Genomic DNA, 14,285 nt, shown 5'->3' on the forward strand with positions numbered 1-14,285 from the left:
TTGTACGACTCGCCATGGAGCACAATACGCCTATCGTGCCCGTTGGTGTGGTTGGCTGCGAAGAAACGATTCCCGCTATTGCGAACATAAAACCACTCGCAAAAATGCTTGGCATTCCTTACGTGCCGGTTGCCCTGCCCGTTATTTTTCCAGCCAAGGTACACCTCAACTTTGGTAAGCCAATTTACTTTGATAATGAAGAGCTCACCGAAGATCAAGTTGTAAGACGCGTAGAGAAAGTCAAAAAAGCAATTAACGGCTTGATAGCAAAAGGCCTAGAACAGCGTAAAAGTATTTTCTGATGACAGCACCTAACAAAAAAACGACCACCGCTAAAAAAACCGCGCCAAAAAGAAAATCGGCCTCGGTGAAGAAAAAACCAACGGTTCTTATTACCGGCGCTGCAGGCGCTTTGGCGCAGCAAGTAATTCAGCGCTTAAGAGATCATGTTCAGATAGTCGCCGTCGATTTTCGACAAGAGACCTATCACAGCGATGATATTCCAAGTTACAAGTTGGATTACAACAAGCGCGTCTTTGAAGATCTTTTTAAGAGCTATGATTTTGACAGCGTCATCCATCTTGGGCGAATTCAAAGCAGCGAAGAAACCATGATGCGGCGCTACAACGCCAATGTACTTGGTACGCAAAAGCTAATGGATTTGGCGCACAAGTATGGCATCCGTCACGTGCTCATTTTGTCGACGTTCCATGTGTATGGTGCCGATGCTTACAACCCTGCGTTGATAGATGAGACTGCGCCGCTCAAAGCGGCCGAACTCACCCAAGACCTTGTAGACTCGGTGGAACTTGAAAACCTCGCCAATATTTACTTGTGGAAGTATCCAGATCTACACATCACGATTTTGCGTCCATGCAACATCGTCGGCCCCGGCGTAAACAACACCATAAGCCGACTGCTCTCAAGCAAGTTCCCCCCATGTTTGCTTGGTTTCTCTCCGATCATGCAATTCATTCATATTGATGACATGGCAGATGCGATAGAACTTGCCTACAAAAAATGCCATCGAGGCGTGTTCAATGTTGCACCAAGCGACTGGGTCGCTTATCAAGACGCTTTAGAGCTATGTGGCTGCACCCCCATTCCTGTGCCGTCCATTCCGCCTCTTTTACCAAAAATGATTGCGCGAATATTGAACCTAAAATCGTTCCCTTCCTACCTCATCAACTACTTCAAATATCCTGTTGTGATCGATGGCCGTGACTTTGAAGAGACATATGGCTTTAAACCAAAGCATCCACTTCGCGACATATTCCGTAGCTACAGAGACTTTAAACAATCTTAGCAAAGAGAGGACAAGGTGGAGCTACTGAGCGAAGAACAGGTGCAATGCCCTTTCTGCTGGGAGCGCTTCACGATCTTGGTTGATCGCAGTGTAGAGCATCAGGAATATGTCGAGGACTGTTTCGTTTGCTGTCGCCCCATTTTATTCGACGTTGTGTGTGACAGTGAGCACGTCACGATTCATGCAGAACGCGAGAGCGACTGATCAACGAGCACCGTATGAGCAACCGCACTAACGAGTAGTGGAGATTAGTAGAAAAATACAAGAACCGAACAAAGAACGCTGAGCGCGTAAATCACAGCTCAGAAAAGGTAGATAGGCCGCATATTCATGCAACCCACCTACTCTGCTTAAAGGCCATTAGATGCCAAAATTCAAACCAATATAGATGCTAACAGGCGTATCATCCTGTTCCACGGTTACTCGGTTAAAAAATGAGTCTCTAAATTCAATGTCTTGCCAATAACGCTTTCCAATATCGAGGCCGATCAGAAAGTCCGCTTTTTCACTGATCTTTTTCTCGAGCCCCAAACCTGCCACGAGGGCAAAGTAGCCCAAAGACTCGTCTTCATATTGCACAAAAACATCGTCTTCAAGCTCTGTCGAACCGATCGCCGCACCAATTTTCCAAAACGGTCTGAACGCGTCATCATCACCGAAGGCATATCGAATATTTCCACCTACACCGACAACGCCGTTATCAAATGCGTCGTAGTCTTCGAGCTCTAGATAACCCTCAAAACGGGCGCCGGAAACTTTTTTCGCGCCAAACTTGAAACGCACACCAGTACGATCAAAGGTCTCCGAAAGCGAAATACCCGCCGCTTTTCCATTGATTTTCGATTCACCTGTAAACAACTCTAAACCTAAAATCGTTTGTGAAGCTTGCGTCTTAGCCGACTCGTCTTGCGACTCTTCTTGCGACAATACCTTCGCTGTCTCTTCTGCATGGGCACCAAGGGCAAGTGCACCCAACAACAAAGAACTTACGATGCGCTTTTTGCTTACCATTCTTATTTCCTGTTTTGTATTTGAATTTTTATAGGACAAAAAAATACCCCTCAGACGAGGGGTATTTTCATCGAGAATATTACGGGTATTACTCTTTGCCGTAAACGTTGTTTTCCTGCTCTTGAACACGAATAAAGGTTGTCCGCTTTGAAAGCTCTTTCAAGCTTGCTGCACCGACATAAGTACATGTTGAGCGAACGCCACCGAGTACGTCTTGAACGGTGTTATCGACAGGTCCTTTGTACCGCATTTCAACTGTCTTACCTTCAGAAGCGCGGTAGTTGGCAACGCCTCCAGAGTGTTTGTTCATCGCTGTAGATGACGACATGCCGTAAAACAGTTTATACGTCTTACCATCACGTTCGACCATCTCGCCGCCAGATTCGTCGTGGCCTGCGAGCATTCCTCCGAGCATGACAAAGTCCGAGCCGCCGCCGAATGCCTTGGAGACGTCACCAGCACAAGTACAGCCGCCATCAGAAATAACATGCCCACCTAAGCCGTGCGCCGCATCTGCACATTCAATGCCTGCTGACAACTGCGGATATCCTACGCCAGTCTTAACACGCGTGGTACACACTGAACCTGGACCAATACCGACTTTGACGACATCGGCACCTGAAAGCAGCAGCTCTTCCGTCATTTCACCCGTCACCACGTTTCCAGCGATGATAATGATCTCGGGCAGATCAGCGCGAGCACGACGGACAAAGTCAACAAAGTGTTGCGAGTAACCATTGGCGACATCAATACATAAGAAGCGCATCTTGGGGTTTTGAGCAATGATGGCTTTTACTTTCTCAAAGTCTTCATCAGAAGTGCCTGAAGAAACCATCACATGGTCGTAAATCGAATCATCTTGCTTAGAAAGCCACTCAGCCCATTGCTCAACGGTATAGTGCTTATGAATAGCCGTCAGCATCTTATATGAGGCGAGTTTCTCTGCCATCTCGAACGTCCCTACGGTATCCATATTAGCCGCAACGACCGGGACACCCGTCCATGTTTGACCGCTATTTCTAAAGGTGTAAGTTCGCTCCACGCTCACTTGTGAGCGACTCTTTAGCGTTGAACGCTTTGGACGAATAAGCACGTCCTTGAACCCAAGTTTAATGTCATTCTCGATATGCATCTGGTATTTCACCCGTGTTTGAAACCGAAATTACACGCCTACGCGTGTTAGCGGGACGGGATTATAGGGGGAGAATTTTGAAAAAGGGAGTGAATTTGATCGAATTTACAGTGCTTAAAATTCGATCAAATGCCCCTATTTTTGAGAACACCTTAAATATCAACCACTTGGTCAGGTTTAGACGAAAAACCAAGGCCTGATCAAGAAAAAGATTCCAGCGGCCAGTCCAGCTGAACAAGGTACCGTTACAATCCAGGCGGTCACAATCTTCTTAATTGCCGAACGCTTTACAAGCTGCTCACGATAGATCGACTTAAGCTGCTTACGCTCTGCCTTCGTAATACCAAGGCTCGACTTGTTAACCTTCGCGGCGTTCAACAGATCTTCCATTTCTTTCAGGTCTGCTTGTTCGAAGTTTTCTAGAAACTCCTGCAAACGCTTCTTCTCATCGCCCTCGTGCTGTTCCGCCATTTTGTGGAGTTTAATCGCTGACTGGAAACGCATGTACTCCCGAAGAAAGCCAACACCAAATACACCGCCGACGGCAATATGCGTAGAGCTGACTGGCAAGCCAAGCTGAGACGCGATAATGACCGTAATTGATGCGGCCAAGGCAACACAGAAAGCGCGCGATTTATCAATATCCGTAATTTCAGAACCGACGGTTTTGATCAGCTTAGGTCCAAACAGGAGCAGACCCAGTGCAATACCAATAGCACCAATCATCATCACCCATAACGGGATTGCCGCTTTGGCGGAAACGCCGTCGTTCTGTATCGCATCGGCAATCGCAGCTAGTGGGCCAACAGCATTCGCTACGTCGTTGGCTCCATGCGCGAAACTCAAGAGTGCTGCGGCGAAAATCAACGGCCAAGTAAAGAGATTGTTAACGCCCTCAGAATTATTGTCATTGACTTTTGCCGCCTTCCCTACCGCTACTTTGCTCAAAGCAAACACGGCAACAGCGACCGCTAAGCCGAGCATGGCCGCCTCAAAGAAAGACATCGGAAAAATTTTCTTCAAGCCTTTTACAGCGAGATACGTCGCAAACGACCAAGCCATAATACCGAGCAAGTATGGGACATATCGTTTTGCGGCACCAAGCATGTCATCACTGTGCATGATGTTGCGCTTTATATAGAGTTGAAAGCCAGCGGCTATTAAACCACCCAGCACCGGAGAGATCACCCAGCTCGCGGCAATTGCCCCCATCTTATCCCAGTTCGCGATCGCCATTCCGCCAGCAGCAATACCGGCTCCCAGAACGCCCCCTACAATGGAGTGCGTAGTCGATACGGGCGCGCCAAAAAAGGTCGCCAAGTTAAGCCATAGAGCACCCGCAAACAAGGCTGCCAACATCAACGCCATAAACGTTTTACTGTCGGCTATGGCATCGGGATTAATGATGCCCTTTTTAATAGTACTGACAACCTCACCGCCGGCGAGCAATGCGCCCGCAGCTTCAAATATCGCTGCAATGGCAATCGCACCGAGCAACGTCATCGCTTTTGAGCCTACTGCGGGACCAACATTGTTGGCGACATCATTTGCGCCAATATTCATCGCCATGTATCCGCCAACCGCGGCCGAAATCGCCAGGGTGAAGCCGCCAGGCATACCTTGCATTGTGACGAGCACATACCCCAGTACACTGATCAGGAATACAAAACTCACCCCCATTTTGAGGATTTCGTTATTCGCATATCCTGCGGAGCGTTTCGGGCCAGAAAATTTTGTCGGGAACATAAAAAATGAAGCCTTTCGGGAATGTGTGAGCAAATATAGTCGTTGTAACAAAAATATCATAAAAACTTAACAGAAGAACGATTACTGCCATAACCAACGGAAATAGCCGTTAATCAGCGAAATAAAGTTGCTCTTGGCATGCAGCAAACAATAGGCTGTCAGTCTTTAAATTAGCGCACGAGCAGAACGAAACATGAGCCAAATCTACCTAGTTCGCCACGGTCAAGCCTCTCTGGGCAAAGCCAATTATGACCAACTCTCACCGCTTGGCGAAGCACAAGCAACCAAGCTCGGCGAGCACCTTGCGCAGCTTGATGCGCCCCCATCTATCATTATTACCGGGAGCATGGCCCGACATCAGCAAACCGCACAGGGTGTACTCGCGGCCTTTGGAGATCTTCCAGTACGGCAAGTAGTCGATCCTAATTGGAACGAGTTCGACTTTGAGGCGCTGATTCGCGAATACTTGAGCACACTGGCGAGCGACGAGCCCAAGCCGACTAAGCCCGCTGAGTTTTTCTCGGCACTACGGCGTGCGCTACAAGCTTGGTCTGAAGGACGGCTTGGAGATAACCTTCCAGAAACGTGGCCGCAATTTGAGCAGCGCATTCAAACCGCCTTGCAAGAGTTGATGGCCCTGCAAACAGAACGTGTTTTTGTATTTAGTTCAGGTGGGGCCATTTCAATGGCAATGAAACACATCATGCGGCTCGACGCGCACATGATGATCGATCTGAATCTTCAAACCAGGAATACGGGCGTCACCGAACTGTTTGCCAAAAATGGTCAATGCTATGTTTCGAGCATCAATCACATTGCACACTTACTGACACCCGAACATAAAGCGATGATTACCTACGCCTAAGTACATTAATCGCTCCGTTGATCTATTAGTGCAGAGGCAATCAACAACAGTTTTCGAGCTGTAACAGGCGTGGAATGACATGGCGTTTTAATTGAGTATAATGCGCGCACACAACCTACTCTCGAACACAGGATTCATCTGCATGTCGATAAAGAATGCTTTCTATGCTCAATCTGGCGGTGTCACAGCCGTTATCAACGCGTCCGCCTGCGGCGTCATCGAAACTGCCCGTCAGCACAGTGATAAAATTGGCAAAGTCTATGCTGGCCGAAATGGCATTATTGGTGCTTTGCGCGAAGAGCTTATCGATACAAGTTTAGAATCTCCAGAAGCGATTGCGGCGCTGAAGCATACACCGAGTGGTGCCTTCGGCTCATGTCGCTACAAACTTAAGAATCTCGAAGAGAACGAGCGCGAATACAAACGCCTAATCGAAGTATTCCGCGCCCACGATATTGGCTACTTTTTCTATAACGGTGGCGGTGATTCGCAAGATACCGCTTATAAGGTCTCGCAACTGAGTGAGAAAATGGGCTACCCGATTACCTGTATTGGTGTGCCGAAAACCGTCGACAATGATCTTCCGTTTACAGACTGCTGCCCGGGTTTCGGCTCGGTCGCCAAGTATGTCGCCATCTCAACTAAAGAGGCCGCGATGGACATCGCATCCATGTGCGAGTCTTCGACCAAAGTATTCATTCTTGAAGTGATGGGGCGCCACGCAGGTTGGATTGCCGCAGCAGGCGGTCTGGCTTCGCAAATTCCTGGCGAAGCACCACATATTATTCTTTTCCCGGAAGTACCATTCGACAAAGAGGTTTTTTTGGCGCGTGTTGAAGCAACCGTAAAAGAGCACGGCTACTGCGTGATCGTCGCATCGGAAGGCGCGCAATATGAAGACGGACGTTTTGTTGCGGACGCTGGAGCTAAAGATGCCTTTGGTCATACGCAGCTTGGTGGCGTAGCACCAACACTGGCTAATATGGTCAAAGATGCGCTGGGTTACAAATATCACTGGGCCGTCGCAGATTACCTACAACGTGCTGCGCGCCACATTGCCAGCGCCACCGACGTAACCCAAGCTTACGAAATGGGTAAAGCGGCCGTTGAGTTTGCAGTAAACGGCAAGAATGCGGTGATGCCGATTATCGTTCGCGAGACGTCTTCCCCCTACAAGTGGAGCGTTGGTGAAGCTCCTTTAAGCCAGGTAGCGAACCAAGAAAAGAAAATGCCGATTCACTACATTACGGATGATGGCTACGGCATCACGGCGGAGTGCAGAGAATATCTGTCACCACTGATTCAAGGGGAAGACTACCCGCCTTATGATGCGTCGGGCATTCCGATTTACATCAAGCTGCAGAATACGCTTGTTGAGAAAAAGCTCGATTCCGACTTCGAGGTGTAAACCGAAAAAACGGTCTCCTGAAAACAAAAAAGCGGTGCTATTTGGGCGCCGCTTTTTTTTCCTTTTCCATTGCCGTTTTGAGTGCAGGCCTTACGCCAAGCCGACCAATGTACGCATTGATATTTTCCTGCTCAATTTTCTGCTTAAAACTCACACCCCAAAACAAACTGTGTCCAATCAGAATATCGACTGCGGAGAACTGGTCCCCCAAGATATAATTGTTGTCCCCCAAGCCACGGCTTAACAGCTCAAGCGCTACCTTAAATTCATATTCAGCTGTTTGAATCACATCACTCACACGGTGTTCTTTAGGCAAGGCAAATTTATGCTTTGAGATCGTCCACATAGGCTGTTCAAGCTCTGTCAGTGCAAACGCGCACCACTGATCATACTGAGCTCGGCGAAAAGGACTTAAGGTGGGAATCAGCTCCGCCTCTGGTTTCAAAGCACAAAGGTAATTGAGTATCGCAAGCGATTCGGTGATGATTCCGCCTTCGGTCCTCAACGCTGGAAGCTTTCCTGCCGGATTTATTTCTAGAAATTCAGGCGTTCTTGCTTCAGCTTTTAAAAGGTCAATATAGTGGTATTGATAATCCAGCCCCAGCTCCTCAAGAAGCCATGTAGCGCGCAGTGCTCGAGTATTTGGATATCCGTATAAGATTAAGCTCACAGCAAGATCCTCGTTATTATTTGTTTTGCCGAGCTTTAGATTACTTTGATCTAACCCAAGGAAGCAATACGTAAGCATTTGCGGCAAGATACTTGTCTCAATCGCTCGCACCACATCGCTCAACGCGTATAATGAATTGATAACTTAGTGGACTTCTTAAAATGCATTTCAAGCACCTCAGTTGCGATGAACTCGCGCAGTGGTTGGGCGAGAAACCCAACGACCTCAACATCATTGATATTCGAGACCGGGTTTCCTATTCCCAAGGACATATCGAGGGGGCCGTGCATGTTGATAACTCAAACGTCACACACTACCTTGAGTCCACAGACCTTAAAAAGCCACTCATTGTTTGCTGCTACCATGGCAACTCTAGCCAGAGCGCGGCAGAGTATTTTTTTGAACAAGGGTTTGAAGAAACCTACAGCCTCGATGGCGGGTTTGAAGAATGGCGAACAAAGCCATACTCACGTTGAGCCGAAAAATAAGCTCTTCGTTAATCGAAACATCACTAATCAAAGAACAGATCCAAGGAACAAACTATGCCTGACGCACTCGTAAACGGATCCGCCGACTCTAAAATCATCCTCGTTAGGAAGGAGTCGTTCGAGCAATGGAGCGAAACGCAACCCGAACAGCTTCAGCAGTGGTTCAAAGCAAACAATTATAAGGGCAAAGGTGTGCTGATCCTGCCAAGCTCCGAAGCCCAATCTACACAGGCAGTTTACGGCCTAAGCGACCTTAATGATTTTTTTCTCGCTGGCGATCTACCGACCCAACTACCCGAAAACACCTATCAAGCAGACTTTTCAGCGCTGGAGAATGACAGCTCGATCGATCAAGAACTTTCGAACCTGTTGCAGTTTCGGTTTGCTGTTAGCTGGGGCTTGGCGTCCTATCAGTTCGAGCAGTACAAAAAAGCCGATGCGACCGTTGCAAAACTTGCCATTAGTGACGAATCGATGTTGAGTGAAGTTACCAATGTCGTAGATGCAATATCGCTCACAAGAGATCTGATTAACACGCCAGCCAATGACATGATGCCGGAAGATCTCGCTCATGCCTTGCACGCACTTGCGCAGTCTTATGGCGGCTCTTATAACGAAGTGGTTGGCGATGACCTACTTGACCAAAACTATCCTCTGATTCATGCCGTCGGACGCGCTTCAGACCACGCTCCAAGACTGTTAGAGCTGCGCTGGGGCGACCCTGATGCGCCCACGATTACGCTTGTAGGCAAAGGCATCTGTTTCGACAGTGGTGGCTTGAATATCAAGGTCGGCAACTTTATGCGCAACATGAAGAAAGACATGGGGGGTGCGGCACATGTTCTTGGTCTGGCTCGTCTCATTATGTCCCAAGGGCTTCCAGTGCACCTCCGAGTATTGGTGGCCGCAGCTGAAAATGCCATCTCAGGCAATGCCCTGCGACCGGGCGATATCGTGACGTCGCGCAAAGGACTCACCGTCGAGATCGATAACACGGATGCGGAAGGTCGCCTTGTTTTATGTGATGCGCTTGATGATGCATGTAGTGAAAGCCCCGAGCTGGTTATCGACTTTGCGACACTAACAGGTGCTTGTCGTGTCGCGTTAGGTACGGAACTTCCGGGTTTCTTCTGTAACGACGAATCAGTAGCCGCAGGTTTAAGCGAGGCAGCGAACATTAGCCTTGACCCCATTTGGCGACTGCCACTTCATAAGCCTTATAGCGCAATGCTCGACAGTCAAGTTGCCGATTTGGTGAACTCTGCAAGCGTTCCTTATGGAGGTGCCATCACTGCGGCACTTTATTTACAGCACTTTATTGATGAAGAGACACCATGGGTGCACTTTGATGTCATGGCATGGAACATTCGCAAGTTACCTGGCCGACCAATTGGCGGTGAGGCATTAGGACTTCGTGCCGTATATGAATATCTAAAACAACGGTTCTGCTAAGGTTAAGGACTTACAAGATGAAGAATAAAAAGATCAAAAACGAAGCCGAGCTTTTAAAAGAAGCAATTCGTATCGGTATGCTGTACTGCGAAAAACGCGGTGTCGTTAAGTTCGAAGCAAGTGACAAACAGGATGACAAAATCGAAGTTATATACAAACTTCTCGTACACGATCAGCAAGTCCAACCTTTGGCCAAGCAAGACCTAGAATTACCAAAAATGAAGCGTAAGCTCGTGCTCTGGCTGCACAAGCAGCTGCCCGACAATCACCCCCTGAAGTGATGAGAGGTGATGAGAGGTGATGAGAGGTGGTAATAGAACATGAAATACCTTGATAATGAGTGAAAAGCGTTAGCATGTGATGACAAACAAAACCACTAAACTGTTTTATGTCTACGATCCAATGTGCTCATGGTGCTGGGGTTATCAGCCTACTCTCACCCTGATATCGAATACGCTGCAGACGCAAAATATTCCTTGGACCAAAGTACTCGGAGGCCTTGCTCCGGACACGGATGAAGTAATGCCGGCAGACTTGCAAACCGCTATTCGGGGCTACTGGCGAAAAATTCATGCCTTGCTTGGTACACGCTTCAATCATGATTTTTGGACAAATAATTCACCCCGCCGCGCCACCTACCCTGCGTGTCGAGCCATTCTCATCGCGCGTTGCCATGGCTTAGAAGATGAAATGAACCAGGCTATTCAGCACGCTTACTACCTTCATGCGAGAAACCCGTCTGACAATACAGTCCTCTGTGCGCTTGCAGACGAGCTTGGGCTAGACCCGACAGATTTCGAAGAGGCACTCAACCTCGAAGAAACACACAGCGCTCTTCAACATGAATTACACTTGGCTCGCGCTATCGGTGGAAACAGCTTTCCATCCTGGATTCTAGAAAAAGATGGTCACCGTACCTCGCTGCCTATTGACTATAAAGACCCAGAGACGGTCATCACCTCGGTGCTAAAAGCGTTCAAGTAAGTACCTAATATTTTTATAATCGGAACACTTTAATCTAAAAGTAGCGCTCTACTGTATCGTTTAGTTCACGCATAATAACCAGAAAAGAGCGAACAATGTCCTCCAACACACAACCAAACAAAATAGACACCTCCGGCATAGAACGCGCTGAGTTTAAAGAACTCGTGCGCATGACATGGCCGATGCTGATTGGCATTATCTCTTTAATGAGTTTTCAGTTGGTTGACTCTGTGTTTATCGCTCGTTTAGGTGTTGCGCCGCTCGCGGTCGTTGGATTTACAATCCCTATCTATCAGCTTTTTATCGGCATTCAGGTCGGCATCGGCATTGCAACGACCGCGTTAATCTCGCAGCTTTTAGGGGCAAATAAGGAACAGCAAGCGAAGGAATTGGCCGGTCTTATTGTGCTAATTGGTTCCGTGGTGTTTGCCGTTCTCGCGCTCATCACTTGGCTGTTTCGTGCTCAGATCGTTCAAATGCTCGGCGGCACGCCAGAACTAATGCCTTATGTTGATGAATTTTGGGCGATTTGGCTTGTCGGCGCGTTCTTCGGTGCGTTTGTTTATTTCGGGTACAGTATATGCCGGGCTAACGGAAACACCTTACTTCCGGGCTTTGGTATGGTCGCAACGAGCCTAATCAATATTGCACTCGACCCGCTCTATATTTTTGTATTTGACCTTGGCCTCGCAGGCGCCGCTTGGGCAACACTTAACTCGTTCTTTCTTGGCGTGCTAATAATCTATCCCCAAATTTTTAAGCGTGGATGGATGATTTTCAGTCATATCTTCAATAACTTTGTTGAGAAAACACGCAGTATTTTAAGTATTGCGCTACCAGCGATGACGAGCCAACTTCTTCCTGCCCTATCATCGATGCTGGCAACCTACCTCGTTGCCTCTCATGGGACAGAGAGTGTTGCGGCTTGGGGCATGGGCATTCGAGTCGAATTTTTCTCCATCATTCTCGTGTTAGCGATGACCATGTCTTTGCCTCCGATGATCGGGAAGGCTTATGGTGCACAAGATTTCGGCCATATCGCCCTGCTTTTAAAGCTGGCGATAAAAAGCCTTGTTATCTGGCAGCTCGGCCTGGCCGTAATACTTTGGTTATTTGAGGCCCCGATTAGCCAAGCGCTAACAGGTAACCCGCAGATCGCAGAGATTGTAGGATGGTATCTAATGTACATTCCCGCTAGCTACGCCCTACTGGGCGTGTGTATGCTTTTGGTATCGGCGAGCAACGCAATCAGCCGCCCCATGGATGGCCTTAAAATATCGGTCGCACGTCTGTTTATCTGTTATGTGCCTTGCATGTACCTCGGATCGATCATTAACGATCTACCCGGCTTGATGGTGGGCGCAGCAGCAGGCAACATACTTGCCGGAATCGTTTCTATTTGGATGTTCCGCAGGGCATTTGCTCAAGCAAAGGCGAAACGACACGGCGTGTAAAATAGAGCAGTACGCAACGAAAAATGCGGCGAAAACCCCATTCAGAAAGGTAATTGGGAACAAGTATGATGCAAGATCAGGCGAGCAGTTACATCTTCATTTTACTAGCCGTGATTGTCGGCTTCTCACTCGCTTCTCAGGCGGGCATCAATTCTCAGCTTCGCGTCGGCCTTAGTACGCCGATTCAAGCGGCCTTTATTTCTTTTGCAATTGGCACAATCGTGCTCGGCTTAATTGCCTTAAAACAAGGCGAACCGTGGTTTATAAACGAAGGGTTTAACAACATTCCATGGTGGGCTTGGGCTGGCGGCGCTTTAGGCGCGTTCAATATCGCCATGAGCATTTACTTAGTTCCTAAATTGGGCGCGCTGGCGTTGGCGATCTCCATCGTAGGCGGTCAGGTCATCGCATCGCTGATTTACGATCAATATGGTTTGCTTGGTTACCCAAAAATTGAGTTGAGCTGGACACGTGCTGGCGGCGCCGTCTTGATTGTCATTGGCATTTGGCTCGTCTCACGAAAATAAAACCCCAAGTTATTTGGCGAAAACCAAGTAACCTGGGGTTGGCACTAACACGAACTTAGCTCGATATGGCGGCTACACCGCGTTACGCTGTTTTGTTAAAGGGCAGCGCTTGAGAGTAAAAGCGTGACGGCAAAGAAATCACCGTCTCAAATGCTCTAAAGGCATCGCCCTCAGTACCACCGGCTAAACGAAGCTCAATCGAACCGCCTTCACTTTCAAGAAACTGGCGAACGGCGTCCATACCAACACCCCGCCCACTAAGATCACTCACTTGGTCTGCGGTAGAGAACCCAGAGTGAAAGACTAGGTTCGCCACTTCTTGATCTACAAGGATCGTATCGCCATCGATAATGCCTTTTTCGGCTGCCATGCTACGAATCTTGTGCAAGGCGATACCTCGGCCGTCATCCGACACCTTAAAGTGTACAAAATCGCTTGCTGCCTGAGTATCAATATGAACAGACCCAAACTCGGTTTTACCTTTTTGAGACCGCTCTTGCGCACTCTCGATTCCATGATCAACAGCGTTGCGCAACACGTGGGTAAAGATATTGTTTACCATACTGTGCACGCGACCATCGATTAAAACGTCAGCATCGTTAATTTCAACCTTCGGCAATGGCTTGGCCAGCTGCTCTGCCATCGAAGCCATAGACTGAACCGGCTCCGCAATTACTTTAGACAGCGGCTCCGACTCTAGCGAGACGAGCATGCTATATGCTTCTGAAACAACTTCTTTGACTTCCTGATCCATTGATTTCTCAGTAATCGCGCGAATGCTATCCAGCCAAGAAGCAATGCGCTCCGGATCAAGGCTCACGCCTTTGGAGATATCGCCGTCGCGACCTAGTTTATCTCGGAAGATTGTTTCGTATTCAGCAAGCAAGGTTTGCGCTTGCGCTAACTCGTTCAAGAGATACTCTTGGTCCCAATCAATACTATCGCCAGAACGCAAGAGGTCGTAAGTCGTCTCAACTTCGTGAACAACATCGGTCAGCAAGCTCAAACCATACGTGCGAGCGTTGCCTTTCACCGTATGCATATTGCGGAACAACTCGGCAATAACATCGGTAGACTTCTCAGTATTATTCTTGATGGCTTGCTGACAAGCCGCCATAAATTGCTTCGAACCACGCAAGAACTCAGCAAACTTGCCTGCATCAATTGCAAGCACTTCGCCAATAAGCTCAAGCTCGCGCTGCTGACCTTTCGCCGCTTCTTCAAGCGCTCGAATCTCAGTCA

The 14,285-nt window shown here is 48.3% G+C and carries 15 protein-coding genes and 1 pseudogene; 11 read left to right on the top strand and 5 right to left on the bottom strand.

Annotation, left to right across the window (positions count from 1 at the left end):
* The 3 genes and pseudogenes from A3750_RS08070 to A3750_RS08080 all read left to right on the top strand — a co-directional run.
* Positions 1-302, top strand: a pseudogene (locus tag A3750_RS08070) (glycerol acyltransferase); the annotation flags it as partial.
* Complete coding sequence (locus A3750_RS08075; RefSeq protein WP_082863040.1) at positions 302-1,306, top strand: SDR family oxidoreductase; 1,005 nt, start codon at positions 302-304, stop codon at positions 1,304-1,306. The pseudogene A3750_RS08070 and the gene A3750_RS08075, both read left to right, overlap by 1 nt.
* Before the next feature lie 15 nt (positions 1,307-1,321).
* On the top strand, positions 1,322-1,510 hold the full coding sequence (locus A3750_RS08080; RefSeq protein ID WP_068452295.1) for a CPXCG motif-containing cysteine-rich protein: 189 nt from the start codon (positions 1,322-1,324) through the stop codon (positions 1,508-1,510).
* Positions 1,511-1,666: 156 nt separating this feature from the next.
* Here A3750_RS08080 and A3750_RS08085 read toward each other — a convergent pair whose 3' ends face one another.
* The 3 genes from A3750_RS08085 to A3750_RS08095 all read right to left on the bottom strand — a co-directional run bounded on the left by A3750_RS08085 (position 1,667) and on the right by A3750_RS08095 (position 5,195).
* Positions 1,667-2,317, bottom strand: a complete 651-nt coding sequence (locus A3750_RS08085; RefSeq protein WP_068452292.1) for a hypothetical protein — start codon at positions 2,315-2,317, stop codon at positions 1,667-1,669.
* Positions 2,318-2,405: 88 nt separating this feature from the next.
* Positions 2,406-3,449: a GMP reductase gene (locus A3750_RS08090; RefSeq protein WP_068452289.1), complete on the bottom strand. Its 1,044-nt coding sequence runs from the start codon at positions 3,447-3,449 to the stop codon at positions 2,406-2,408.
* A gap of 177 nt (positions 3,450-3,626) precedes the next feature.
* On the bottom strand, positions 3,627-5,195 hold the full coding sequence (locus A3750_RS08095; RefSeq protein ID WP_068466232.1) for an inorganic phosphate transporter: 1,569 nt from the start codon (positions 5,193-5,195) through the stop codon (positions 3,627-3,629).
* Positions 5,196-5,388: 193 nt separating this feature from the next.
* Here A3750_RS08095 and A3750_RS08100 point away from each other — a divergent pair, with 193 nt between their 5' ends.
* Both A3750_RS08100 and A3750_RS08105 read left to right on the top strand, forming a co-directional pair.
* Complete coding sequence (locus A3750_RS08100) at positions 5,389-6,060, top strand: histidine phosphatase family protein (RefSeq protein ID WP_068457152.1); 672 nt, start codon at positions 5,389-5,391, stop codon at positions 6,058-6,060.
* A 142-nt stretch (positions 6,061-6,202) separates the two neighbouring features.
* Positions 6,203-7,468, top strand: a complete 1,266-nt coding sequence (locus tag A3750_RS08105; RefSeq protein ID WP_068457338.1) for a 6-phosphofructokinase — start codon at positions 6,203-6,205, stop codon at positions 7,466-7,468.
* 37 nt (positions 7,469-7,505) lie between these two features.
* Here A3750_RS08105 and A3750_RS08110 read toward each other — a convergent pair whose 3' ends face one another.
* Positions 7,506-8,138 carry a glutathione S-transferase family protein gene (locus A3750_RS08110; RefSeq protein ID WP_068457348.1) on the bottom strand — a complete coding sequence of 211 codons (633 nt, stop codon included), beginning with the start codon at positions 8,136-8,138 and terminating at the stop codon, positions 7,506-7,508.
* A 161-nt stretch (positions 8,139-8,299) separates the two neighbouring features.
* Here A3750_RS08110 and glpE point away from each other — a divergent pair, with 161 nt between their 5' ends.
* The 6 genes from glpE (at position 8,300) to A3750_RS08140 (ending at position 13,043) form a co-directional block, all read left to right on the top strand.
* Positions 8,300-8,614 (top strand): thiosulfate sulfurtransferase GlpE, encoded by a 315-nt coding sequence (glpE, locus tag A3750_RS08115; protein WP_068457341.1) that lies wholly within the window; start codon positions 8,300-8,302, stop codon positions 8,612-8,614.
* Between the two features lie 66 nt (positions 8,615-8,680).
* Positions 8,681-10,078 (top strand): M17 family metallopeptidase, encoded by a 1,398-nt coding sequence (locus A3750_RS08120; RefSeq protein ID WP_068457344.1) that lies wholly within the window; start codon positions 8,681-8,683, stop codon positions 10,076-10,078.
* A gap of 17 nt (positions 10,079-10,095) precedes the next feature.
* Positions 10,096-10,359, top strand: coding sequence for a DUF5062 family protein (locus A3750_RS08125; protein ID WP_068457346.1), 264 nt, complete (start codon positions 10,096-10,098; stop codon positions 10,357-10,359).
* 79 nt (positions 10,360-10,438) lie between these two features.
* The gene (locus A3750_RS08130) at positions 10,439-11,062 is read left to right on the top strand and encodes a DsbA family protein (protein ID WP_068463972.1); all 624 of its coding nucleotides are present in this window, start codon (positions 10,439-10,441) and stop codon (positions 11,060-11,062) included.
* Between the two features lie 95 nt (positions 11,063-11,157).
* Positions 11,158-12,516, top strand: coding sequence for an MATE family efflux transporter (locus A3750_RS08135; protein WP_068454663.1), 1,359 nt, complete (start codon positions 11,158-11,160; stop codon positions 12,514-12,516).
* 65 nt (positions 12,517-12,581) lie between these two features.
* The gene (locus A3750_RS08140) at positions 12,582-13,043 is read left to right on the top strand and encodes a DMT family transporter (protein WP_068454660.1); all 462 of its coding nucleotides are present in this window, start codon (positions 12,582-12,584) and stop codon (positions 13,041-13,043) included.
* Between the two features lie 82 nt (positions 13,044-13,125).
* Here the strand turns inward: A3750_RS08140 and A3750_RS08145 are convergent.
* Positions 13,126-14,285, bottom strand: a 1,160-nt coding sequence (locus tag A3750_RS08145; protein WP_197474957.1) for an ATP-binding protein, incomplete at its 5' end; no start/stop codon positions are given.

This window comes from Oleiphilus sp. HI0079 (assembly GCF_001635105.1).

What these genes read in the sequence shown, in the direction of transcription:
- A3750_RS08095 (WP_068466232.1), bottom strand. Translation starts at nt 5,195, where the DNA reads ATGTTCCCGACAAAATTTTCTGGCCCGAAACGCTCCGCAGGATATGCG.
- glpE (WP_068457341.1), top strand. Translation starts at nt 8,300, where the DNA reads ATGCATTTCAAGCACCTCAGTTGCGATGAACTCGCGCAGTGGTTGGGC.
- A3750_RS08135 (WP_068454663.1), top strand. Translation starts at nt 11,158, where the DNA reads ATGTCCTCCAACACACAACCAAACAAAATAGACACCTCCGGCATAGAA.
- A3750_RS08105 (WP_068457338.1), top strand. Translation starts at nt 6,203, where the DNA reads ATGTCGATAAAGAATGCTTTCTATGCTCAATCTGGCGGTGTCACAGCC.
- A3750_RS08075 (WP_082863040.1), top strand. Translation starts at nt 302, where the DNA reads ATGACAGCACCTAACAAAAAAACGACCACCGCTAAAAAAACCGCGCCA.
- A3750_RS08090 (WP_068452289.1), bottom strand. Translation starts at nt 3,449, where the DNA reads ATGCATATCGAGAATGACATTAAACTTGGGTTCAAGGACGTGCTTATT.
- A3750_RS08100 (WP_068457152.1), top strand. Translation starts at nt 5,389, where the DNA reads ATGAGCCAAATCTACCTAGTTCGCCACGGTCAAGCCTCTCTGGGCAAA.
- A3750_RS08120 (WP_068457344.1), top strand. Translation starts at nt 8,681, where the DNA reads ATGCCTGACGCACTCGTAAACGGATCCGCCGACTCTAAAATCATCCTC.
- A3750_RS08125 (WP_068457346.1), top strand. Translation starts at nt 10,096, where the DNA reads ATGAAGAATAAAAAGATCAAAAACGAAGCCGAGCTTTTAAAAGAAGCA.
- A3750_RS08140 (WP_068454660.1), top strand. Translation starts at nt 12,582, where the DNA reads ATGATGCAAGATCAGGCGAGCAGTTACATCTTCATTTTACTAGCCGTG.
- A3750_RS08130 (WP_068463972.1), top strand. Translation starts at nt 10,439, where the DNA reads ATGACAAACAAAACCACTAAACTGTTTTATGTCTACGATCCAATGTGC.
- A3750_RS08085 (WP_068452292.1), bottom strand. Translation starts at nt 2,317, where the DNA reads ATGGTAAGCAAAAAGCGCATCGTAAGTTCTTTGTTGTTGGGTGCACTT.